Raw genomic sequence first — 21,001 nt, 5'->3', positions numbered from 1 at the left:
ACCGTCGGGCGCAGAGGGGACCTGCCGACTATGGCGCCGCCCGGTTCGCCCGCAGCATGTCGACCGAATAGACGGCGAGCGCGGCCCAGATCAGCGCGAAGCCGGCGAACTGGCCGGCGTCGAAGGGTTCGCGGAAGACGAACACGGCGAGCAGGAAGTTGAGGCTGGGCGCAAGGTACTGCAGGAAACCGATCGTCGACAGCGGCAGGCGCTGGGCGCCGATCGCGAACAGCATCAGCGGCACGGCCGTGAGCACGCCGGCGAGGGGCAGCAGCGCGTCGGTCGCGAACGCCTGGCCGAACTGCAGCGTGCCGCGGCTGGCGAGCCAGGCGAGCCAGCCGAGCGCGAGCGGCGCCGTGACCAGGGTTTCCACGAACAGGCCGTTGATCGCATCGACCGGGGCGCGCTTGCGCAGCAGGCCGTACAGGCCGAAGGTGCCGGCGAGGAAGAGTGCGATCCACGGCAGCGTGCCGACCTGCCACACGCGCCACGCGACGCCGGCGCAGGCGAGCGCGACGGCCGCCTGCTGCAGCGGCCGCATGCGCTCCCCGAGCACGAGGCGGCCGAGGAGGATGCTCACCAGCGGGTTGATGAAGTAACCCAGGCTCGCTTCGAGCAGCTTGTCGGCAGAGATCGCCCACACGAAGACCAGCCAGTTGCTGCCGGTGAGCGAGGCCGACAGCGCGAGCAGGCCGATCAGGCGCGGCTGGGTCGCGACGCGGCGCAGGCCGTCGAAGCCGCGCCACAGCGCGAGCAGAGCGAGGAGGAAAACGACGGACCACAGTACGCGATGCGCGACGATCTCGCCGGGCGACACGCTGCCGACCGCCTTGAAGTAGAGCGGCATCAGCCCCCACATCGTGAAGGCGATCAGCGTCGCGATGACGCCCTGGCGGCGCCGGAGCGATTCGGCCGCGGCGTCCCTCATGCGGTGGCGGTGGCGACGAGCGCGAGGGCTTCGACGGTGTAGCCGCCGTCGGCGCCGCGGTGGCCTTCGAGATCGGCCGCGATCGCGGCGCGCAGGGTCGCTTGGGTGGCTTTGGGGAGGCGCGACAAGGCCTCGGTCGCTCCGCCGGCGAGATCGAGGAAGGCCTGCCAGTAGCCTTCGGCGTCGGCAAAGTGGCAGCGGAAGGGGCAGGGGGCGATGCGCACGTCCGCGAAGCCCGCGTCATGGAGGATGGCCGTCAGCGCCGCGCCGTCGCCGAAGCGGAACACCGAGGGACGTGCGACCTTGGGCGGCGGCAGCAGCCGCGCGATGCAGTCCTGCGCACGCGCGATCAGCGGCACGGACTCCCGCAGGCCCCACACCGACAGCGCGATGCGCCCGCGGGGGCGCAGCACGCGGCGCATCTCCGCGAGCGCCTGCTGGGGGTGGGGGAACATGAAGAGCGCGAGGCCCGCAAGCACGCGGTCGAAGCTCGCGTCGGGCAGGCACAGGTGTTCGGCGTCGGCGGCGGCGAAGGCGAGCGCGTTGGCCTTGCCCTCGGCGGCGGTGCGGCGGGCGCCCTCGGCGAGCATGCCCTCGGCGATGTCGCTCGCGAGCACCCAGCCGCCCGGCGCGATGCGGGCAGCAGCATCGCGGGCGAGGAGCCCCGGTCCGCTCGCGAGATCGAGCACCCGCTGGCCGGGCGCGAGGTCGGCCGCGTCGAGCAGGGCTTGGGCGAGGTCGGCGCGCAGGTGAGCGCCTTCGGCATAGCGCGCGGCGATGCGGTTGAAGCCGGCGCGCTCCTGCGCCTTGAAGCGGCGCACGTCGAAGCCTGAGGGGATGCTCATCGGGCGATTCCGGCGAAGGCGATCACCTCGTCGAGGTAGTCGGTCCAACGCGAAAAGCCGTGGTCCCCGCCTTCCAGCACGGTTTGGCGTGCACCGGCGTATTTGGCGACGGCGTCGCGGTAGTCCAGCACCTCGTCGCCGGTCTCGACCAGCAGCCAGAAGTCCTGCGGGCGGGTGATCGTCGCGACATCCATGGCGCGCAGTTGCGCGATGTATTCGTGCTTGAAGTCGAAGGATTCGCCGGTGTACAGGTTGGTCTGCACGCCGACGTAGGCCTCCAGTGACAGCGGTGCGACGACCGCCGGGTTGACGAGCGCGGCCCTGAGGCCGTGCTTTTCGGCGAGGTGCGTCGCGTAGTAGCCGCCCAGCGAGCTGCCGACCAGCGTGGGCGGGAAATTGGGGCGCTCCGCACGGCAGCGCGCGATCTGGCGCTCGATCAGCGCAATCGCGGCGTCCGGCTCGGGCGGCAGCTGCTCGCACCAGAATTCCCCTGCGAGCCCCTTCTCGGCCATGTGGCGTTGCAGCGCCTGCGCCTTGATTGACGCGGGAGCCGAGCGGAAACCGTGCAGGTAGATGATCATCGCGTATGCAGTCCGGGGCGGAACCCCTAGTTTAACCACGTCCGGCGGCTTTCCGGTCGCTCAGATTTCGCTCCAGGCGACGAGGCCGAACTTCCACGTCGCCAGCACGACGAGGCCGAAGACGATGCGGTACCACGCGAAGACGATGAAGGTGTGGTTGGAGACGAAGCGGATGAAGGTCTTCACCGCCCACATCGCGGCGATGAAGGAGGCGACGAAGCCGATGGCGAACACCGGCAGGTCGCCGGCGTGGAGCATGTCGCGCGCCTTGTAGAGGTCGTATGCGGTGGCCGCGAACATCGTCGGGATCGCGAGGAAGAAGGAGAACTCCGCAGCCGTCTTGCGCGACAGGCCGAACACCAGCCCGCCCATGATGGTCGCGCCGGAACGCGAGGTGCCGGGGATCATCGCCAGCGCCTGCGCAAAGCCGACCTTCAACGCATCGGGCCAGCGCATCTCGTCGACGGCATTGATGCGCGGATGGTAGCTGCGCTTTTCCAGCCACAGGATCACCAGACCGCCGACGATCAGCGCGGTCGCGACCGTGAGCGGGTTGAAGAGCAGGGCCTTGATCTTCGAGTGGAACATCACCCCCAACACCGCTGCGGGCAGGAAGCCGACGATCAGCAGGCCGACGAAGCGCTGCGCGGCGGGATCGTTGACGACTCCGGTCGCGACGTGCACAAGGCGTTCGCGGTAGTCCCAGCACACCGCGAGGATCGCGGCGAACTGGATCACGATCTTGAACACCTTGCTCGCCTCGTCGTTGTAGCCGAGCAGGTCGCCGAAGATGATCAGGTGGCCGGTCGAGGAAACCGGCAGGAATTCGGTGAGGCCTTCGATGATGCCGAGAAGCAGGGCGACGAACAGCTGGGCGAGATCCATGAGGGGTGGCGGCGTGTGCCGGGGCGATGATGAACGAAAGGCGGGATGATACGCCTCGGCATGTTGCAGGGCCGCACAAATCGTCCCTCAGTCGCAACGGGAAGTAAGTGTCAGGCCGGTGCGGTGAGTTCTTCGAGATCGGCGAGCCACCGTATCGCAGCCTCGCGCTGCGTGCCGCACATCTGCAGGCTGGGAGCGAGGCTGCCGCATACCGCCGGACGACGCGGGTCGCCGAACAGGCGGCAACGGTCGGCCTCGTCGAGCTGGATGCAGCGCACGCCGGCGGGTTTGCCGTCTTCCATGCCGGGGATGGGACTGGAGATGGACGGCGCGATGCAGCAGGCCGCGCAGGCCGGGCGGCATTCCATCGTTCAGTTGCGCGCGGGCAGTGCGCGCCACCATGCGAGGATGTCGGCGACCTTCGGCTCGAGCAGTGTCGACTGACCGCCGGTGAAGTGCTGCCATTCGGCGAGGAAGCGCTCCCCCACCGCGGTGATGACCGGCACGCCGCTGGTCACCGCCATCGCCATCTCCGAGCGCAGGCCCGATCCGCACGCTTCCTGTGCGCCGAATTTGTTGATGAACACTACCTGCGTCCCGCGCTCAAGCGCCCCACGTACCGCGACCGCCGCGTGCGCGAGCGCGTTCGGGTCGAGGCGGCAGGCTTCCGAGCCGCTGCCGAGATCCTGCGACAGGGGGAAGCGCTCGCCAGTCGCGAGGTCTTCGAGTTCCATGCCGCAGGGATCATTGATCGTCGTCGGAATGTCGTGTTGCAGAATGCCGCCCAGCCGCACCCCCAGTTCGGCCAGCGCGCGTGCCGCCTCAAGGAGCACCGGCTCGATATGGTCGGTGGGGCGATAGACGATGGCGGCGATCGGCAGGGACTGGTCGGTGGTCATGGCGGCGGCACGCGTGGGTGATCCGCCATTGTCGCACCCCGGGACGTCCCGGCGAAACTGTCGGCGCCCCGGCACTCACGCGGCCAGCTGGCTCTCAGCGCGTAGCGGCGGCTTCGCGCGCGGCTTTCAGGGCTTCGGTCCGTTGCTTCGCTTGCTCCATCAGCGGCGGATAGGGGCCATAGCGATGCTGCTCGGCCGAGGCACCATCGACATAGGGCGGGAAGGCAGCGTCGACCGGCTTGTTCCAGCGCGCCGGGAAGTCCTTGTCGAGGCCGGCCTTGATCGGGCGCGGCTTGGACAGCACGTAGCCGGCGACGTCGAAGGCTTCGTCGTCGTTCAGGACCGGGGCCGCGTGCGTCGTGCCCTGCGGCATGTTGTGCTTGATGAAGGCGGCTGCGGTGAGCATGCGGTTCATGCCGGCGCCGTTGTTGAAGGTGTCGTTGCCCCACAGCGGCGGGAATACGTAGCCCTCGGCGTCGCCGGCCTTGCCGCGCCGCTGGCCCTGTCCGTCGGCGCCATGGCAGGCCGCGCACTTGGCCCCGTAGATGGCCTCGCCGGCGGCGACGTCGGCACGGCGGTCGGGCACTTTGATCTGCTTCGTTCCGGCCCCCTCGACCCGCGCGCCGACCGGAACGCCGCGCGACATGTAGTGGATGTAGGCCGTGAACGCCTTCATTTCATGCGAGTCCAGCGGCAGCGGCTCGCCATTCATGCTGCGCTCCATGCAGCCGTTCACGCGCTCCTCGACCGTGCTGATCGCGTCCTCGCGTGCGCGGTACTGCGGGAAGGTCGCCGCGACGCCGACCCAGGGCATGGCGAAGGGCTTGGTGGCGTCGTTCTGGTGGCAGGACGTGCAAGCGAGGTTGTTGCCCGCGAAGCGCATCTTGCGGTCCTGCACCTCGGGCCCGATGAACGCGAAGGTACGCGTCGACAGCTCGTGGCCGTAACGTACCAGTTCGCCGTAGGCGTCCTTCGGCAGCTTGTCTAGGGAGGGGGCGGGACGGTCGATCAGGCTGACCTTGGAGGCGTCCTGGGCGAGGGCCGGCGCCGCCGCAAGCAGGAGCGCGAGGCTCCCTGCCGCAATACGTGCATCCATGAATTTCTCTCTCTATTGATGTAAGTAAATTATTATTTGCTTATAGAAAAACTTTACCGGGTCCGGGCGGCCCGTGCAACAGGTCAAAGGCCGCGGCTCCCCGGATTGGGCTCGGGGTTTACCTTGATCCCGCGGAAAGACGTACAAAAGAAACGGGCCGCACTGGGCGGCCCGTTGTCACCTGCCTGCGTTGCAGCGCGGCATCAGAGCTTCTTGTACACCTCGGCGCCGCTCTTCACGAATTCGACCGACTTCACTTCCATCCCCTTCGCGAGCGCCTCTTCTTCCTTGAGGCCTTCCTTCGCGGCGAAGTCGCGCACGTCCTGCGTGATCTTCATTGAGCAGAAGTGCGGGCCGCACATCGAGCAGAAGTGCGCGACCTTGGCGGATTCCTTGGGCAGCGTCTCGTCGTGGAATTCGCGCGCCTTGTCCGGGTCGAGGCCGAGGTTGAACTGGTCTTCCCAGCGGAACTCGAAGCGCGCCTTGGAGAGTGCGTTGTCGCGGATCTGCGCGCCGGGATGACCCTTGGCGAGGTCGGCGGCGTGCGCGGCGAGCTTGTAGGTGATGATGCCTTCCTTGACGTCGTTCTTGTCCGGCAGGCCCAGGTGCTCCTTCGGCGTCACGTAGCACAGCATCGCCGTGCCGTACCAGCCGATCTGCGCCGCGCCGATGCCGCTGGTGATGTGGTCGTAGCCCGGGGCGATGTCGGTCGTCAGCGGTCCGAGCGTGTAGAAGGGCGCCTCCTTGCAGTACTCGAGCTGGAGATCCATGTTCTCCTTGATGAGGTGCATCGGCACGTGGCCCGGACCTTCGATGATGGTCTGCACGTCGTGCTTCCACGCGATGTCCGTGAGCTCGCCCAGCGTCTTCAGCTCACCCAACTGCGCGTCGTCGTTGGCGTCGTAGATCGAGCCCGGGCGCAGGCCGTCGCCGAGCGAGAAGGCCACGTCGTAGGCCTTCATGATCTCGCAGATGTCCTCGAAGTGCGTGTAGAGGAAGCTTTCCTTGTGGTGCGCGAGACACCACTTCGCCATGATCGAGCCGCCGCGCGAGACGATGCCGGTCATGCGGTTGGCGGTCATCGGCACGTAGCGCAGCAGCACGCCCGCGTGGATCGTGAAGTAGTCGACGCCCTGTTCGGCCTGCTCGATCAGCGTGTCGCGGAAGATCTCCCAGGTGAGGTCCTCGGCCTTGCCGTTCACCTTTTCGAGCGCCTGGTAGATCGGCACCGTGCCGATCGGCACCGGGGAGTTGCGGATGATCCACTCGCGCGTCTCGTGGATGTTCTTGCCCGTCGACAGATCCATCACCGTGTCGCCGCCCCAGCGGATCGACCAGGTCATCTTGTCGACCTCCTCGGAGATCGACGAGCCCAGCGCCGAGTTGCCGATGTTGGCGTTGATCTTCACGAGGAAGTTGCGGCCGATGATCATCGGCTCGCTTTCCGGGTGGTTGATGTTGTTCGGGATGATCGCGCGGCCGCGGGCGACTTCCGAGCGCACGAATTCGGGCGTGATCTCGGCGGGGATGGAGGCGCCGAAGTGCTGGCCCGGGTGCTGGCGGGTCAGGAGCTTGGCCATCTTCTCGCCGGTCGGGCCCGTGGCGCGCAGCGTCTCGATGTAGGCGCGGCGATTCATGTTCTCGCGGATCGCGACGTATTCCATCTCGGGCGTGATGATGCCCTTGCGCGCGTAGTGCATCTGGCTGACATTCGCGCCGGCCTTCGCGCGACGCGGGTGGCGGTGCAGGCCGGGGAAGCGCAGCTCGTCGAGCGACTTGTCGCCGGCGCGCATGCGGCCGAACTCGGACGACAGGTCGGCGAGCACTTCGGTGTCGCCCCGCTCCTCGATCCACTGCTGGCGCAGCGCGGGCAGGCCGGAGCGGATGTCGATCTTGGCCGTCGGGTCGGTGTAGATCCCGGACGTGTCATAGACGAAGATCGGCGGGTTCTTCTCGCCGCCGAACGCAGTCGGGGTGTCGGCCTGCGAGATCTCGCGCATCGGCACCTGGACGTCCGGGCGTGAGCCCTCGACGTAGACCTTGCGGGAATTGGGCAGCGGCGCGATCGCGGCCTCGTCGACGTGGGCCTTCGCGGCGATGAATTTTTCAGTGGCGTTCATGCGTTCTCCTCGGTGGGGCAGGGCCGGGCGGACGACCGGAAGGAGGAGGCGCAAGACTGCACCTACGCTTCCCTTCGCCGGAATTACCCGGATCAGGTTCAAAGGGTTTTTCTCACCCGGCAGCCGCACGAAGGCGGATGCAAGGACCCCTAGGTAAGTTGCGACACGTTACGCCAAAGCTTGGCGCGTGTAAATCACCAAAAATCGGGACGAAACATTCGATTAGGCGAAATTTCGCGGAGAGCCGCGTCCTGCCGTGATCGGGGATCAATCGTTCAGGCGGACGGCCACCAGCGGTGGAAGTGATGCACCGGGCCATGCCCGCTTCCGACCGTGAGGGCGCCGGACGCGGCGATCGCGCGCAGCAGGTAATCGCGCGCGTCGCGGACGGCCGCTTCGACCGGACGGAAGCCGCCCGCGTGCTGCGGCAGCAGCGCCGCGATCGCCGACGACAGTGTGCAGCCGGTGCCATGCGTGTTCTTCGTCTCGATGCGTGGCGAGGGCAGCTCGATCATGCGGTCGCCGTCGAAGAGGAGATCCACGACATCGCTGCCGGGCAGGTGGCCGCCCTTGAGCAGTACCCAGCGCTCGCTTGAGAGCGGCAACATCTCGCGCAGGCGTTCGGCAGCGCGGTACATCTCCTTCACCGTCTCGGGCGCGCGCTGCTCGAGCAGCACGCCGGCTTCGGGGAGGTTCGGCGTGATCATGAAGCTGCGCGGCAGCAGCGCCTCGATCAGCATCGCCACCGCGTTGCGCGCGAGGAGATGGTCGCCGCTCTTCGCGACCATCACCGGGTCGCACACGACGAAGGGCGCGTCGAAGTGTGCGAGGCGGTCCGCGACCGTCGCAACGATCTCGGCACTGCCCAACATGCCGAGCTTCACCGCGTGGATCGCGACATCCGCGAACAGGGTGTCGATCTGCAGGCGCAGGAAGTCGGTCGGCGGCGTGTGCACGCCGGTGACGGCCTGCGTGTTCTGCGCGGTCAGCGCGGCGACGACGCCGCAGCCGTAGGCGCCGAGTGCGGAAAAGGTCTTGATGTCGGCGAACACGCCGGCCCCGCCGCTGGGGTCGACGCCGGCGATGCTGACGACGTTGGGGATCGCGCGGCTCATCGGCGCACCACACGCTTGCTGCGGGCGGACGAGCGACTCGAAGCGGGGAAGGACGAAGCGGACTTGCGGGTGTTCATGAATGCGTTTCCCTACGCCGGCGCAACCCGGATCAGGTTCAAAGGGACTGTCTCAGCCCGCGTATCCGATCCATGCGGGCACTGCTAACGGGGGGCTGAAAATTACCGGAGCCGATCCGTGCAGGCAAGCGCTTTTCTGCGCAAAGATGGCTCCGCGCCGTCCTGCGTCTGTCCGCGGTCGATGGCGTTCGAAGACGTCGCGCGCGAGTCGTCGCACTTCGCGTTGCCGCCGACGAACAACGAGCCGAGCCAACCTGCAAACAGCAGCAGTGCCAGCTTCACCATCAGCCAGCCCGCACTCTCCTGCTGATCGACCAGATAGCTGTTGCACACCCGTAGCGGCGCGGCGATGTAAAGCCAGCCGAGCACGGCGAGCATGCTGATGAAGTTGGTCCAGAGAAAGCCGCGCCCGATCGAACCGAGCCGCCGCCACGCGAGCGCGAGCGGCAGGCCGACGAGTGCGGGCAGGCTGACAAATTTCGCCGTTTCGACGAGCGGGCTGGCGAGCGCGTCGTCGAGCGCGCGCGGCAGCATCCACCAGGTCGATGCGAACAGCGCGACGGCGACATGCGGGACCGGACCTCCCGCGGCGGCGAGCAACGCTTCCTGCCATGCCTCAGGCAGCAGGCGGCAGGCGACGAAGCCGAGGGCCGCGAGCAGCGGGATCTGCACCAGCATGTGGCCGCTCATCGTCGCTTCGAGCCATGCGCGCGCCGCCGGCGTCGCGAGCAGCAGGTACAGCGCGACGAGGATGCGCAGGCCGATGCTGGTGCGCGTGGCGGTGTTCATCACAGCGCCTCCCTGAGCCTGTCGGCGAAGCGTATCGGAGCGTCGAGGTCGGCGATCTCCGCGAGCCGGCCATCGCGGCCGACGAGGTGGATCGCGGCGTTGTGCTCGAATCCGCCGAAGCGGTCGGCAATCACGACGATGCCGAAGGCATTGAGCAGCGCCTGCAACTGGTCTGCGTCGCGTACGCGCACGATCCGCCAGTGCTCCCCGTCGGCGTCATGGCGGATCCCGTAGGCCTTCAGGCTCGCCGGATCGTCGTGCTCGGGATCGAAACTGATGCTCAGCAGTGCGACGTCGCGACCGAGCGCGTCGGCGGGCACGCGGTCGCGGATCTTCTTGAATGCCGCGCCGAGGCTGTTGCAGATTGTCGTGCAGCGGGTATAGATGAACTCGACCGCGAGCAGCCGTCCGCGGTAGTCGTCGAGGCCGAAGACGCGGCCGTCCTGGTCCTCGAGGACGGCCGCGGGCAAGGGGCGCGGTGCGCGCAGGATGTCCGCCCGGCGTGCGGCCTCGGCGGTGAAGGCCGTGAACCCGTCGGTGCCCCACCAGAAGGCGCCGGTGCCGAGGACGGTCACCAGCGCCGTGACGGCGACGCTGCGCGCGACGGCATTCATGTGCCGCAGCTCACGCGGTCGCGGGGCGCGCGACCGGCGCACGCTGGTAGTCGTGCCGCGCCAGGCGGATGCGGGCGAAGAAGCGGCCGACGAACAGCAGCGACGAGGCGATCACCAGCACCGCGAACACCGACGCGATGCGGTCGTACGGCACCCACTCGGGCAGGTGGGCGGCGTAGCGGCGGGCGACGCTTTCCTTGCCGGAATACAGGAAGCTCAGCGTGAAGCCGAGCACCGACGACGTGAACAGCCAGAACGCGATGCGGTCGATCAGGCGGTCGTCGGCCTCGTGGTCGGGCTTGCCGAGGTAGTACATGAAGCCGAACACCATCGTCACCATTCCGAGCAGCAGGTAGGTGTGGAAGTGCCCCGGCACCCACAGCGTGTTGTGCATCACGTAGTTCACCGTGATCGTGCCGTCGATGAAGGCTGGCATCGCTCCCGCGGCCCAGCCGAAGAGCGACAGGAACAGCAGCTTCGACGCCATGTCCCAGCGGATGCCCGAGCGATACACGATCATCAGCGCGCCGTAGCCGGTGACGACGAGGATCGGCACGGTGTTCAGGTAGCCGATGATGTGGCCCATGATCAGCATCCACTTCGGGAACGCGAAGTCCATCAGCAGGTGATGCGGGAAGATGAACAGCACCATCAACGTCGACGCGGTCCAGGAGGCGAGGAAGACCTTGTTCGACTTCCACGGCCGCTGCGTGTAACGGGGCAGGATCTCGTACACCGCGATCACCGCCATGTAGATCGTCGCGTTGATGAAGACGTGGCCGAAGAAGTAGATCATTCCCTTCGCCAGCAGCGCATCGATGGTGAAGCCGGGCACGTAGAGGTTCACCAGCATCATCGTCAGGATGCTCGCGCCGACGACCAGGCCGATGACGTTGACGATCGTGACCATCGCGCTCGCGACCACCGTCGGCGGCGGCGCCTTGCCGTCGTCGTGGCCGAAGAGCTGCGGCCAGCCGAGTGCGCGCGCGAAATTGCCATAGCTCGCGACGATCGCGCGGGCGACGTCCAGATGCAGCAGCAGGAATCCGACGCCGATCACCAGCAGGCCGCCCATGAAGAGTGCTGCTGCATCCGCGCTCCACATGCCCATCGACTTGGCCGGCAGCGGGAACAGGAAGGTCCAGGCACCGTGGAAGCGCCCGAGCAGCACGCTCGCAAGGATCATCACGACGCCGGCGAGAAACAGCACGAGGTTCGCGATGAAGATGCGCGACGACAGGTCGACATACTGGCGCAGGAAATGCCACATCACCGACGCGCCGGCGATCGCCGCGATGCCCACCATGCCGGCACCGTGCAGCGTCATCAGCTGGTAGAAACGGTCGGCGCCAATCGAGATCCACTGCGCCTGTTCGAGGCGCATCAGCAGGCCGAAGAGCATCATCAGCAGCAACACCGCCGCCGAGGTCGCCAGATAGGCCAGCACGCCGGCCTTCGCCCCGTGGTCGGGGCGATGTTCGTAGGTGTAGGTCGCCATGTTCGTGTCCCCTTAGCGAGCGTCGACGCGGATTTCGGTCATCATGTTATGGTGGGCGACGCCGCAGTACTCCATGCACAGGATCCTGTAAGTCCCCGGTTCCTCGAAGGTGTGGCGCAGCGTGTTGGTGTAGCCGGGCATCCCCTGCGTCTGCGCGACCAGATGCAGGTTCGCGTCGTAGATGCCGAAGCCGTGGTTGACGTCCGCGCTGGTGACGCGGAACTCGACCGGCTGGCCGGCGGCGACGTGGTCCTGGCTCAGTTCCCAGCGCCACTGGTAGCCGGTCGCGTCGATGACCTGCACGGCGCCCGTGCCGGTCCGGGCACGCGCCGCGTCATAGGGCAGATCCATGAGCGTGTAGATCATGGCCGGTCCGAACACCAGAACGAGGCCCCAGAAGAGGCGGGTGCGCAGGCGGTAGGCGCGCTTCTGCAGCGGCGTGTAGTCGTCCTGCCGTCGGCCGGAATTGATGGCGACAAACGCGAAGCCGAACGCCACGAGCGTCATCAACACGAGTGATAGTTGCCAGGCAATGGGTTGCACGATGGGTTCTCCTGTCCATGTGTTCGCAGTCGGGACATGGGCGTCCCCCTGAACTCCACAGAGCCAGCGCCGTGCCACATTCGCCAACCGATTGATGTCAATCATTTTTCCATTGCGGCGTCGATGTTCAAATGCGTTCATCGATCCATACTGAACGTTCATTGCGAACGTTCAATCTGAACGGAAGGCGATCACTATGCCGAGCCTGGCCACCCTGCGCGTGTTTCTCGACAGCCTCGAAGAGGGCGTCCTGTTTCTTGACGCCGACCGGCGCGTGCTCGAAATGAACAGCGCGGCCGGTCGCATGATCGGGCGCGACAATCAGCGCGTCATCGATGGGCTATGCCCGACGCTGTTTTCCGGTACCGAATGCGCGCGCGCGTGCGAAGACCGCGGTCGATGTTCGCTGACGCCGGCGGCGGGCGAAGATGACAAGGTTCAGGACATCGTCCTCAAGACGCCCGCCGGCCTCGACATGCCGCTACGCATGTGGGCGATGCTGCTGCCGCCGAACGATTCCGGCCTCTACTGCGCGATCATCCTGCGCGACCGCTCACGCGAGGTCGAGCTCGAAGCCGAGGTGCGCGACCGCTGGCAGCTGGGCGGGCTCACCGGCCGCAGCCGTCCGATGCAGGAGCTCTACCAGAAGGTGTTGCGTGTGGCCGCGAGCGACGCCAACGTGCTGATCAGGGGCGAGAGCGGTGTCGGCAAGGAACTCGTCGCCCGTGCGCTGCACGACAACTCGGCGCGCGCGAAGGGGCCTTACGTCGCTGTGCATTGCGCCTCGCTGCCGGAGAGCCTGCAGGAGTCGGAACTGTTCGGCCACGCCAAGGGCTCCTTCTCCGGCGCCACCGGCATGCGGGTCGGCCGTTTCGAAGCGGCCAACGGCGGCACGCTGCTGCTCGACGAGATCGGCGAGATCTCCCCCGCGACGCAGACGCGGCTGCTGCGCGTGCTGCAGGAGCGCGAGGTCGTGCGCGTCGGCGAGAATCACCCGCGCAAGGTGGATGTACGCGTCGTCGCGGCCACGCACCGCGACCTCGCCGACATGGTCACTCGCGGCGAATTCCGCGAGGATCTGTACTACCGCCTGCACGTGCTGCCGCTGCACGTGCCGGCCCTGCGCGAGCGGCGCGAAGACATCGCGCTGCTCGCGAGCACGCTGTTGCACGAGTTGGCTGAACGGTACGGCCGCCCGGACCTGCGCCTGTCGCCGGAGGCAATCACGGAGATGGAGTCGTTTTCGTGGCCGGGCAACGTGCGACAGCTCTTCAATTCGCTCGAATATGCAGTCGTGAATTCGGACGGCTCGTTGATCCTGCCCCGCCATCTGCCTCCCGAGACGTCGATCGCGGCGCCGGACCGCAGGGCGGCTCCGCGCCCGACGACGCGCTACTACACGTCGCCTGCGACCGACGGAGACGAACGCCGCGAGATCCTGCGGGTGCTCGCCGAATCGGGCGGAAACCGGGCGGAAGCAGCACGCCGTCTGGGGATGTCGCGCACGACCTTGTGGAAACGGCTCAACCAGATGTGAGGTTTCGAGACGGAGCCGGCGAACCTATCGTCGCAGTTCGCTCGACATTCGCTTACCGGCGGCCTGAATTGCACCGCCGCGGCTCTCATCGCGACGGCGCAATTCAGGCTCCCATCCTCGTTGTCCTGGCCATCACTCGGGTTTGGAGACCGCCAATTCCCGGGCCCATGGCAAGGCATCCGTCTCAGAGCAGCGCCGGCAGTTGCTGCAGCAGCGCCATCCCCCTGCCGACGTGCTGTCCGGTCACGACGTACCCGACCAGTCGGCCGTCGTCGTCGAGTGCCTTGCCGGTGAGGCCGGTCTCGTCGGAGTCCACCGCCCACTGCAGACCGTCTGCGACTGTGACGCCCGCGAGCTGGATCGGAAGTGCCGGGGTCTTCACCAGCGTCGGCATCGCCGGTAGGCGAAGCGTCGTGCTCTCGCCGGCGAGGGTCTTCGCCAGCGCCTGCGCCGACAGTGCCAGCGGATGCATGAACGGCAGCACCATGCCTTCGATCTCGGCGCAGTCGCCGAGCGCGTAGATGTGCGGGTTGCTCGTGCGCAGTTGCGGGTCCACCTTGATGCCGCGATTCACCTCCAGGCCCGCATCGCGTGCGAGCTCGATCCGCGGACGCAATCCAGCTGTTGCAACGACCGTGTCCACCTCGAAGCGTTCTCCGTTGGAGAGCTGCACGACGACGCCACCGGCACTCGAGTCGATGTGGGCGATACTCTCGCCGAGGTGTAGCCGACACCCCTTCTGTACGAGCCGGTTTTCCAGTTCGTGACTCACGAAATCGGGCAGCAGTTTGGCCAGCGTACGCGGCGCGACGTCGGTGAGCCGCACCTGCAACCCGCTTTCCGCGAGATCGAGCGCGACTTCCGTGCCTGTGAGGCCGGCGCCGATCACGAGCACCCGTTCGCCCTGCGCCAGTTGTTGCAGATACCTTTCGTAATCTGCAAGGTTGTTCAGCGTGATCACCCGGCTCGCGGCACTCCCCTGCAACGGTGGAATCCACGGATCCGCGCCGAGCGCGAGGACAAGGTCGCGGTAGGGCTGGACGTCGTCGCCGAAGCGGACCGTCTTGTTGTCGGGATCGATTGCGTCGACCTGTGTGTATGCGCGGATCGTCACGTTGAACTCGCGCGCGATCTGCTCCGGCGTGCGCTGCACGAGATCCGACGGGCCGAGCTTGCGGCTGAAGCCGTGGACCAGTTGCGGCTTCGGATAGTCCGCTCCGGCGTCGGCGGCGATCACGAGCACCGGCGTGTCCGCATCCTGAGCGCGGAACGCGCGCACTAGCTGGTATGCAGCGCTGCCGCCGCCGACGATCACGACCGGTGCGGGCTGCAACTCGCGGTCCGCGGCAACCTGGCTCGCGGTGTTACCGCGAACGTTCAGCGGGTCGAACTCTGATTTGCCGAGGAGGCATTCGGGGCACAGGAAGGTCTCAGGCACCTCGGACCACGGCGTGCCGGCCTGCACACCCTGTCCCGCTTCGCCCTTCGCTGGATCGTAGATCCAGCCGCAGGCCCTGCACCGCATCGACCCTTGATCGGCGGCCGTGACGGTTCGGTCCGTGGCCGGCGCAGCAGCAGGCTTTGGATCCACACGCTTGGGCCCCACAGGCCGCTTGATCGACGGCGATTGATCCTGTGCGGCGCTCTCGATCGGTTCCCATTCTCCGCGCCATTGACGCGCAATGTCGCGGCCGAATGCGAGGCATTCGTCGAGCGCGCCTTCCGTCGGTTTCCAAAGTGCTTCGATTCCGCCGGTGACGGCGAAGCCCGCCTCCTCGAGCCGCTGGCCGATCCGATCCACGGCGCCGCCCGCCCAGCCGTGAGCACCGAACGGCGCGGCGTGCTTGCCGCGGAAGCGCAAGCCGCGCAATTCCTCCAGTAGCGCTGCGACCTGCGGCAGCATGCCGTTGTTGACCGTGGGCGAGCCGACCAGAATGCCCTTCGACCTGAACACCTGCGTCAGCACGTCGTTCTTGTCGGTGTTCGCGAGGTTGAACATCTTGACCTCGACCGACGGGTCTTCCTGCCGGATTCCCTTCGTGATCGCCTCCGCCATATGGCGCGTGCCGTTCCACATCGAGTCGTAGATCAGCGTGATCTGGTTTTCCTGGTAGTCGTCGGCCCACGCGAGATATTGCTCGACGATCTGTGCCGGATTGTCGCGCCAGATGATGCCGTGTGCGGTGCAGATCATCTCGAGCGGCAGATTGAACGACAGCACTTCGTGAATCTTCGCGGTCACTCGCGAGCTGAACGGCGTGAGGATGTTCGCGTAGTACTTGAGGCACTCAGCGCGTAATTCCTCCTGATCGACGAGGTCGTTGAACATTTTTTCGCTGGCGTAGTGCTGACCGAAGGCGTCATTGCTGAACAGCACCGCATCGCCCGCGAGGTAGGTCATCATGCTGTCCGGCCAGTGCAGCATCGGCGCTTCGACAAAGACCAATTGTTTGCCGTTACCGAGGTCGAGCGTGTCTCCGGTCTTTACGACCTGGAAGTTCCAGTCTTTGTGAAAGTGTCCCTTCAAGGATTTGACGCCGTTCTCCGTGCAGTAAATCGGCGTTCCCGGAATCCTCGCGAGCAACGCGGGCAATGCACCGCTGTGATCGATCTCGGCGTGATTAGCGATGATGTAATCGATCTTGTGGAGGTCGATTTCCCGCTCCAGGTTGTCGACGAATTCCTGCGCGTACGGGGTCCAGACGGTGTCGATCAGCGCAACCTTCTCTTCTCGGACAAGATAGCTGTTATAGCTCGATCCCTTGTGCGTCGAATATTCCGATCCATGGAACTCGCGCAATTCCCAATCCTGCTTGCCGACCCACGTGATGTTACTTTTTACAGCGAACGACATTTCAAACTCCTGATTCAAACACGGTAGCCGCTCCTCAAAAGCGAGGTGCGTCGATCTCAAAGACGTGGTTCCTCCCGGAGATCATGAACCGCCCTGATACAGGCTCTGATGACGCAGTTGCGCTTCGGGGTTGCGTTGGAATTCGGCGAGTTCTTTCAGGACTTCGGCGCGGGTCCTTCCTTTTTCGCGGATACCTGCTCCTGTTTCGAGGATCCAGCCGACCTCACCCCCGACGAAACGCCATCCCCCCGAAAAGCGGGTTTCCTCGGTTTCCTGCGAAGCGGGGGAGACGTTGCCGTGTTCCGCAGCACTCGCGGTATTCGAAGCCGACATCGAAGCAGAATCGGCGACGGCGAACGAGCTTCCGAGAGCGGCGGCAAGCCCGATAACGATGTACTGAATTTGCTTCTGCATTTTCATCTCCTGATTGATGTGGCAATTGCCTGCTTAAATATAAAAGATGCGTTTCAGTTGCATCAATATTTAGTCTAGGCCAGGAGATGAATGAAAAATTTGATCTATGTTGGTTTGCGCAAATATAAATATTCCACTATGGCTTCGCGGGAATTTGTGCGAATCGATTCATTGCAAACGGCAATATGAATGAATCCATGATTCACTCGAAAAATGGATTTCCCGATTCGAGGAAGTGCTTCGCTCGCTTGAAAACGGAAATTGGATGCGTTCGAGATACGGGAATTGTCGGAATGGTCGTGCTGATATCAACTGCAGTGTTTGAACGTTCGACTATTGCTTCCACTGCCGGAGTTTCGCGCGCACGACCCGATGCCGGTTCCAGAGGGAAGACGTCGCGACGTAGCGCTCCTCAGCGAAATCCATGCCAGATTACGCAAGTCGCTGATTGAAAATATATCGCCTCACGCTTGCGGCCGAATGGGCGTATTGCCATTAAGCGCTGAACGTTCAGCTTGAACGTTCAGTTGAACGTTTCGGTTGGTCGGATATTTTCTCGAGCGCATCGCCCGGAGTGGGCTGCGTCAGGAGTTCAACTCTTCGCCGACCTGAAACACCCCGATGCCGGATCGCTCGCGCAAGACGGCGACACGGGCCGCAATTGCGGCCCGTGTCCCGAGGCAACGCCGAATGGCTCACGTCTGCCGATGCACCCTGGCGCTGCCCTTTGAGGATCTGATCACGCTCGGCGGGCCCACTGAATCGCGCGGGTATACACCGTGCAGACCATCGTCGGCGTTGGGAGTCTGGCGCGACGAGGCTTGACCTCGAGGTGGAAAAGGGAACGCGGATGGGGAGCCCAATTACGCTCGCGAGGGCAAGCGGTACCCGCCAGGATGTCAGTCCAGCCCGAAGCCGAGTAGCGCCGCGACGCCCAGCACCGCAAAGATCGACGCCGCCACGCCGTGGATCAGCCGCACCGGCAGGCGCTGTGCGATGCCGTTGCCGGCGAGCACGGCCGGCACGTTCGCGATCATCATCCCCAGCGTCGTGCCGCTGACCACCGCGGCGAAGGCGCCGTACTGCGCGGCGAGCGCCACGGTCGCGATCTGCGTCTTGTCGCCCATCTCCGCGAGGAAGAAGGCCACGACGGTCGTCGCGAACACGCCGAACTTCGGCACGGTGATCCCGTCCTCGTCGAGCTTGTCCGGGATCATCATCCACACAGCCATTGCGATGAAGGACAGGCCGAGCACCCAGCGCAGCACGTCGGGGCCCAGCACCGTCGTGACCCAGGTGCCGACCGCGCCGGCAAAGGCGTGGTTCGCGATTGTCGCGACGAGGATGCCGGCGATGATCGGCCACGGACGGCGGAAGCGCGCGGCGAGCATGAACGCGAGCAACTGCGTCTTGTCGCCGATTTCAGCGAGCGCGACGATGCCGGTGGAGACGGAAAAAGCTTCGAGAGGCAGGTTCATCAGGTTCTCCGGGCCGGCGCATGACCGATGACCGCACGCCTCCCCGGCCCGAACAATCGGAGAGCATGCGGTCAAAAGTCTCGCCAGGTCCGAGGACTGAACACGCCATGCCCGGACGGGCAAGTTTGTTGACGTGGTCCCTCCGAGGGGCTCGGAGGCGGCTACTCCCTAATGACGGCGCGGATTGTAACCGCAAGCCGGCGGCGAAGGGAAGGGTGGGGAGAAGATCGTGCTAAAGATTCGCGGATTGCTGCCGAAGATCCTTCCACGGAGGATCCGGCCATCGCCGGGTCTGTTTATGAATCCCTACGAAATTCCGTTCGGGCTGAGCTCTTCGACAGGCTCAGGGCGAGCGGGGGTATCTGACCGTAAGGTCGATGCATCGCGTTGTCCATTTTCCTGCCCGCCATGACCGCTCGCCTTCCCGTCCGCTACGTACTGCTTGCGGCCCTGCTGCTGCCGGGCCTCGTCTCGGCCGAGCAGACCTGGGACATGGTCGTGCGCGACCGCGAACGCACGGTCGAGATCGACCGCTCCAGCGTGATCCAGTCCGATGGCGGACAGAAGGTTGCGTGGGCGCGCATCATGCTCTCGTCCGAACGCGCCGCGATCGAGGGCTATGCGTCGGTGAAGGCATTGAACCGCTACGACTGCTACAACCGCAGCTTCTTCACGCTAAAGCGGGTCTACATGGACGAACGCCACATCGTCCTGCGCGAGGAGGGCGGGCTCGACGAGAGCCCGGTACTGGCGGCACGCAACAGCGTGGACGAACGCTTGTGGCAGGAAGTGTGCAAACCGCCTTCGGTTTCCGATCTGAAGAAAATCGCGCGCGACGTGACAGCGATCGCCGAGGCTGCAAATGCCGACGCGGGCATCGCCCCGCTTGTGCCGCTCAGCCGTTCGGCGGCCGTGCCTGCCGATACGCCGGCGCGCGAGACCGAGCGCATCTCGCGCCATGCGCGGAGCCGGACGTCGGCTCCTGAGACGAAATCCGCACCTGCGGAATCCTCGCCCTCCGCCAAGAAAGCATTGCCATCGCGACGAAGTGCCGCACTATCCCCCGAGACCGTTGCGGCCCTCGCGCCCACGTCGTCCCGGCTGCCGTCCATCCCCGACTTCGCTCTTCGGCGTCCCGAATGGAGCTACGAAGGCGACACCGGCCCCGACAAATGGGCGGCACTGCGCCCGGAGTGGGCTGTCTGCGCCCAAGGCAAGCGCCAGTCGCCGATCGACCTGCGCAACGGCATCAAAGTTGACCTCGAAGCGCCGCGCTTCGACTACCGCGAAACCGGTTTCCGCATCGCCGACACCGGTCGCACGCTACGCGTACACGTCGGAGCGGGCATGGGCGTGGTGCTGCGCGGCCAGCGTTACGAGCTGGAATCCTTCGAATTCCATCGCCCCTCGGTCGAACGCGTCGGCGGCCAAGCCTCCGACATGGTCGTGCATTTCCATCACCGCAACGCCGCCGGCAACATCGCTATCGTCGCCGTGCTGCTCGAAAGCGGCGAACGTTCCCATCCGCTGATCCAGACCCTGTGGAACAACCTGCCACTGGAGCGCGGCACCGACTACACACCGACGGTCACGATAGACCCCGCCGAGTTGCTGCCTGCAAGCTCGTCGCATTACCTCTTCATGGGCTCACTCGAATCCCCCCCCTGCACTGAGGGCGTGCTGTGGGCGGTGATGAAGGAGCCGCTCTACCTCTCGTCTGAGCAACTCGCGATCTTCGCGCGCCTCTACGCCCGCAACGGCCGCCCGATCCAGCCGCACCACGGCCGACTGATCCTCGAGTCGCGCTGACGGGCGAGCGCGGCAATCGTGCCGGCTTGGCGGGAGGCGACGCGCGCCGCGAGCTCGTGCGGTCGTGGGGACGCTCCCGGACACTGCTGATCGCTCAACCGATCGCCCGCGCGATCAACGTGACCGGCAGCGCGACGCTGCGGCCCAAGAGGTCGAGCACTTCGCCTTGCAGGCGATTCCAGTGCACGCCGGGCGTCACGATCGGCTCGCCTTCGAGATCGGGATCGCAGTGCATCTCGGTCCAGCCTGTGTAGTTCTTCACTTCGGGGACTTTTCGCGGGAGGTTCTGGAATTCGGGCAGGCGATCGAAAACGTGCGTGGGGAGTTCATTGACGGGATCGATGACGTTCCGTCCCCAGCCTTCGCCGAAGGGCTTTGAGGTCATGAACAGGCGGCCGTCCCTGGTTTCGATGAAGGCTTGCTGTTTGACAACGGTAAGAGCGGTGATTTCTTCCACGTCAAAATAGCGAGAGCCGACCCATCGAGCGTTTTCGAAGGTCGCGCCGTTGTCTCTTGAGACTCGGAAAGCCGAGACATCGTCGTAGGGGATAAAAATGAAATCCCCGTCGTTATCCGCATGAATGAAGGTTGGCAGGAACACTTGCGCAAACTGGTGCATAACACGAGTTCTGATTCCACGTTGGGTATCCACGTAATCGATCGCGCCTTCGCAGGTATATCCCTCCAACTCCAGATGCCGGTGGTCGTCGAAGCGATAGATGACCTGCGTCGCGGGCTTTCGCGGCGGCTCGGCGTGGCTCGCGGGCAGCAGCGGGATCAGGCCGGTCGCTGCAAGAGCCGCAGCGAACAGGCGGGCGGGGGGCTTCAAGCGGCCGCGCGCGAGCAGTACGCAAGTCACGGCGAGCGCGAGCGTCCAGGCGGGGATCGACCACATCAGTGCAGTGTTCACGGCGAGTCC

At 65.5% G+C, this 21,001-nt stretch carries 19 protein-coding genes and 2 riboswitches; of the genes, 2 read left to right on the top strand and 17 right to left on the bottom strand.

Going from position 1 to position 21,001, the window contains the following annotated elements:
* Window positions 1–28: 28 nt before the first annotated feature.
* The 13 genes from rarD to ToN1_RS08645 form a co-directional block, all read right to left on the bottom strand.
* Window positions 29–928: an EamA family transporter RarD gene (rarD, locus tag ToN1_RS08705; protein ID WP_169208377.1), complete on the bottom strand. Its 900-nt coding sequence runs from the start codon at window positions 926–928 to the stop codon at window positions 29–31.
* Complete coding sequence (locus ToN1_RS08700; protein ID WP_169208376.1) at window positions 925–1,773, bottom strand: methyltransferase domain-containing protein; 849 nt, start codon at window positions 1,771–1,773, stop codon at window positions 925–927. The genes rarD and ToN1_RS08700 overlap by 4 nt, the downstream gene beginning before the upstream one ends.
* Window positions 1,770–2,354, bottom strand: coding sequence for a YqiA/YcfP family alpha/beta fold hydrolase (locus ToN1_RS08695; RefSeq protein WP_169208375.1), 585 nt, complete (start codon window positions 2,352–2,354; stop codon window positions 1,770–1,772). The genes ToN1_RS08700 and ToN1_RS08695 overlap by 4 nt, the downstream gene beginning before the upstream one ends.
* 60 nt (window positions 2,355–2,414) lie before the next feature.
* Window positions 2,415–3,239 carry an undecaprenyl-diphosphate phosphatase gene (locus ToN1_RS08690; RefSeq protein WP_169208374.1) on the bottom strand — a complete coding sequence of 275 codons (825 nt, stop codon included), beginning with the start codon at window positions 3,237–3,239 and terminating at the stop codon, window positions 2,415–2,417.
* 110 nt (window positions 3,240–3,349) lie between these two features.
* Entirely contained in the window at window positions 3,350–3,607 is a 258-nt protein-coding gene (locus ToN1_RS08685; RefSeq protein ID WP_169208373.1) for a YkgJ family cysteine cluster protein, read from the bottom strand.
* Window positions 3,608–3,610: 3 nt separating this feature from the next.
* Window positions 3,611–4,138 (bottom strand): DUF2478 domain-containing protein, encoded by a 528-nt coding sequence (locus tag ToN1_RS08680; protein ID WP_169208372.1) that lies wholly within the window; start codon window positions 4,136–4,138, stop codon window positions 3,611–3,613.
* A gap of 94 nt (window positions 4,139–4,232) precedes the next feature.
* On the bottom strand, window positions 4,233–5,234 hold the full coding sequence (locus ToN1_RS08675) for a c-type cytochrome (RefSeq protein WP_169208371.1): 1,002 nt from the start codon (window positions 5,232–5,234) through the stop codon (window positions 4,233–4,235).
* Between the two features lie 203 nt (window positions 5,235–5,437).
* Window positions 5,438–7,354, bottom strand: a complete 1,917-nt coding sequence (thiC, locus tag ToN1_RS08670; protein WP_169208370.1) for a phosphomethylpyrimidine synthase ThiC — start codon at window positions 7,352–7,354, stop codon at window positions 5,438–5,440.
* 52 nt (window positions 7,355–7,406) lie between these two features.
* Window positions 7,407–7,515: riboswitch (TPP riboswitch) on the bottom strand.
* Window positions 7,516–7,629: 114 nt separating this feature from the next.
* Window positions 7,630–8,469: a bifunctional hydroxymethylpyrimidine kinase/phosphomethylpyrimidine kinase gene (gene thiD / locus ToN1_RS08665; RefSeq protein ID WP_169208369.1), complete on the bottom strand. Its 840-nt coding sequence runs from the start codon at window positions 8,467–8,469 to the stop codon at window positions 7,630–7,632.
* Window positions 8,470–8,648: 179 nt separating this feature from the next.
* Complete coding sequence (locus ToN1_RS08660) at window positions 8,649–9,335, bottom strand: hypothetical protein (protein WP_244861004.1); 687 nt, start codon at window positions 9,333–9,335, stop codon at window positions 8,649–8,651.
* Window positions 9,335–9,949 carry an SCO family protein gene (locus tag ToN1_RS08655; RefSeq protein WP_169208368.1) on the bottom strand — a complete coding sequence of 205 codons (615 nt, stop codon included), beginning with the start codon at window positions 9,947–9,949 and terminating at the stop codon, window positions 9,335–9,337. The genes ToN1_RS08660 and ToN1_RS08655 overlap by 1 nt, the downstream gene beginning before the upstream one ends.
* A gap of 10 nt (window positions 9,950–9,959) precedes the next feature.
* Window positions 9,960–11,447, bottom strand: a complete 1,488-nt coding sequence (locus tag ToN1_RS08650; RefSeq protein WP_169208367.1) for a cbb3-type cytochrome c oxidase subunit I — start codon at window positions 11,445–11,447, stop codon at window positions 9,960–9,962.
* A 12-nt stretch (window positions 11,448–11,459) separates the two neighbouring features.
* Window positions 11,460–11,990: a cupredoxin domain-containing protein gene (locus tag ToN1_RS08645; protein ID WP_169208366.1), complete on the bottom strand. Its 531-nt coding sequence runs from the start codon at window positions 11,988–11,990 to the stop codon at window positions 11,460–11,462.
* A gap of 196 nt (window positions 11,991–12,186) precedes the next feature.
* Here ToN1_RS08645 and ToN1_RS08640 point away from each other — a divergent pair, with 196 nt between their 5' ends.
* The gene (locus ToN1_RS08640) at window positions 12,187–13,527 is read left to right on the top strand and encodes a sigma-54 interaction domain-containing protein (RefSeq protein ID WP_169208365.1); all 1,341 of its coding nucleotides are present in this window, start codon (window positions 12,187–12,189) and stop codon (window positions 13,525–13,527) included.
* 184 nt (window positions 13,528–13,711) lie between these two features.
* Here ToN1_RS08640 and norV read toward each other — a convergent pair whose 3' ends face one another.
* The 3 genes from norV to ToN1_RS08625 all read right to left on the bottom strand — a co-directional run bounded on the left by norV (window position 13,712) and on the right by ToN1_RS08625 (window position 18,273).
* Window positions 13,712–16,381 (bottom strand): anaerobic nitric oxide reductase flavorubredoxin, encoded by a 2,670-nt coding sequence (norV, locus tag ToN1_RS08635; RefSeq protein WP_169208364.1) that lies wholly within the window; start codon window positions 16,379–16,381, stop codon window positions 13,712–13,714.
* An 81-nt stretch (window positions 16,382–16,462) separates the two neighbouring features.
* Window positions 16,463–16,795, bottom strand: coding sequence for a hypothetical protein (locus tag ToN1_RS08630; protein ID WP_169208363.1), 333 nt, complete (start codon window positions 16,793–16,795; stop codon window positions 16,463–16,465).
* An 899-nt stretch (window positions 16,796–17,694) separates the two neighbouring features.
* Complete coding sequence (locus ToN1_RS08625) at window positions 17,695–18,273, bottom strand: TMEM165/GDT1 family protein (RefSeq protein ID WP_169208362.1); 579 nt, start codon at window positions 18,271–18,273, stop codon at window positions 17,695–17,697.
* A 1-nt stretch (window position 18,274) separates the two neighbouring features.
* Window positions 18,275–18,455: riboswitch (yybP-ykoY riboswitch) on the bottom strand.
* Between the two features lie 226 nt (window positions 18,456–18,681).
* On the opposite strand from ToN1_RS08625, the gene ToN1_RS08620 reads away from it, so the two are divergent.
* Window positions 18,682–20,082 (top strand): carbonic anhydrase, encoded by a 1,401-nt coding sequence (locus ToN1_RS08620; RefSeq protein ID WP_244861003.1) that lies wholly within the window; start codon window positions 18,682–18,684, stop codon window positions 20,080–20,082.
* Window positions 20,083–20,176: 94 nt separating this feature from the next.
* On the opposite strand, the gene ToN1_RS08615 is transcribed toward ToN1_RS08620, so the two are convergent.
* Entirely contained in the window at window positions 20,177–20,992 is an 816-nt protein-coding gene (locus ToN1_RS08615; RefSeq protein WP_169208360.1) for a T6SS immunity protein Tli3 family protein, read from the bottom strand.
* Window positions 20,993–21,001 lie beyond the last annotated feature (9 nt).

The sequence above is a fragment of the Aromatoleum petrolei genome, assembly GCF_017894385.1.
GTDB classification, from domain to species: Bacteria; Pseudomonadota; Gammaproteobacteria; order Burkholderiales; family Rhodocyclaceae; genus Aromatoleum; species Aromatoleum petrolei.
Note: the sequence above shows the minus strand (reverse complement) of the source record. Positions and strands in the feature narration are given on the sequence as shown.

What these genes read in the sequence shown, in the direction of transcription:
- ToN1_RS08660 (WP_244861004.1), bottom strand. Translation starts at nt 9,335, where the DNA reads ATGAACACCGCCACGCGCACCAGCATCGGCCTGCGCATCCTCGTCGCG.
- ToN1_RS08625 (WP_169208362.1), bottom strand. Translation starts at nt 18,273, where the DNA reads ATGAACCTGCCTCTCGAAGCTTTTTCCGTCTCCACCGGCATCGTCGCG.
- ToN1_RS08675 (WP_169208371.1), bottom strand. Translation starts at nt 5,234, where the DNA reads ATGGATGCACGTATTGCGGCAGGGAGCCTCGCGCTCCTGCTTGCGGCG.
- rarD (WP_169208377.1), bottom strand. Translation starts at nt 928, where the DNA reads ATGAGGGACGCCGCGGCCGAATCGCTCCGGCGCCGCCAGGGCGTCATC.
- ToN1_RS08690 (WP_169208374.1), bottom strand. Translation starts at nt 3,239, where the DNA reads ATGGATCTCGCCCAGCTGTTCGTCGCCCTGCTTCTCGGCATCATCGAA.
- ToN1_RS08685 (WP_169208373.1), bottom strand. Translation starts at nt 3,607, where the DNA reads ATGGAATGCCGCCCGGCCTGCGCGGCCTGCTGCATCGCGCCGTCCATC.
- ToN1_RS08620 (WP_244861003.1), top strand. Translation starts at nt 18,682, where the DNA reads ATGACCGCTCGCCTTCCCGTCCGCTACGTACTGCTTGCGGCCCTGCTG.
- ToN1_RS08700 (WP_169208376.1), bottom strand. Translation starts at nt 1,773, where the DNA reads ATGAGCATCCCCTCAGGCTTCGACGTGCGCCGCTTCAAGGCGCAGGAG.
- ToN1_RS08650 (WP_169208367.1), bottom strand. Translation starts at nt 11,447, where the DNA reads ATGGCGACCTACACCTACGAACATCGCCCCGACCACGGGGCGAAGGCC.
- ToN1_RS08640 (WP_169208365.1), top strand. Translation starts at nt 12,187, where the DNA reads ATGCCGAGCCTGGCCACCCTGCGCGTGTTTCTCGACAGCCTCGAAGAG.
- norV (WP_169208364.1), bottom strand. Translation starts at nt 16,381, where the DNA reads ATGTCGTTCGCTGTAAAAAGTAACATCACGTGGGTCGGCAAGCAGGAT.
- ToN1_RS08695 (WP_169208375.1), bottom strand. Translation starts at nt 2,354, where the DNA reads ATGATCATCTACCTGCACGGTTTCCGCTCGGCTCCCGCGTCAATCAAG.
- ToN1_RS08630 (WP_169208363.1), bottom strand. Translation starts at nt 16,795, where the DNA reads ATGCAGAAGCAAATTCAGTACATCGTTATCGGGCTTGCCGCCGCTCTC.
- thiC (WP_169208370.1), bottom strand. Translation starts at nt 7,354, where the DNA reads ATGAACGCCACTGAAAAATTCATCGCCGCGAAGGCCCACGTCGACGAG.
- ToN1_RS08655 (WP_169208368.1), bottom strand. Translation starts at nt 9,949, where the DNA reads ATGAATGCCGTCGCGCGCAGCGTCGCCGTCACGGCGCTGGTGACCGTC.
- thiD (WP_169208369.1), bottom strand. Translation starts at nt 8,469, where the DNA reads ATGAGCCGCGCGATCCCCAACGTCGTCAGCATCGCCGGCGTCGACCCC.
- ToN1_RS08680 (WP_169208372.1), bottom strand. Translation starts at nt 4,138, where the DNA reads ATGACCACCGACCAGTCCCTGCCGATCGCCGCCATCGTCTATCGCCCC.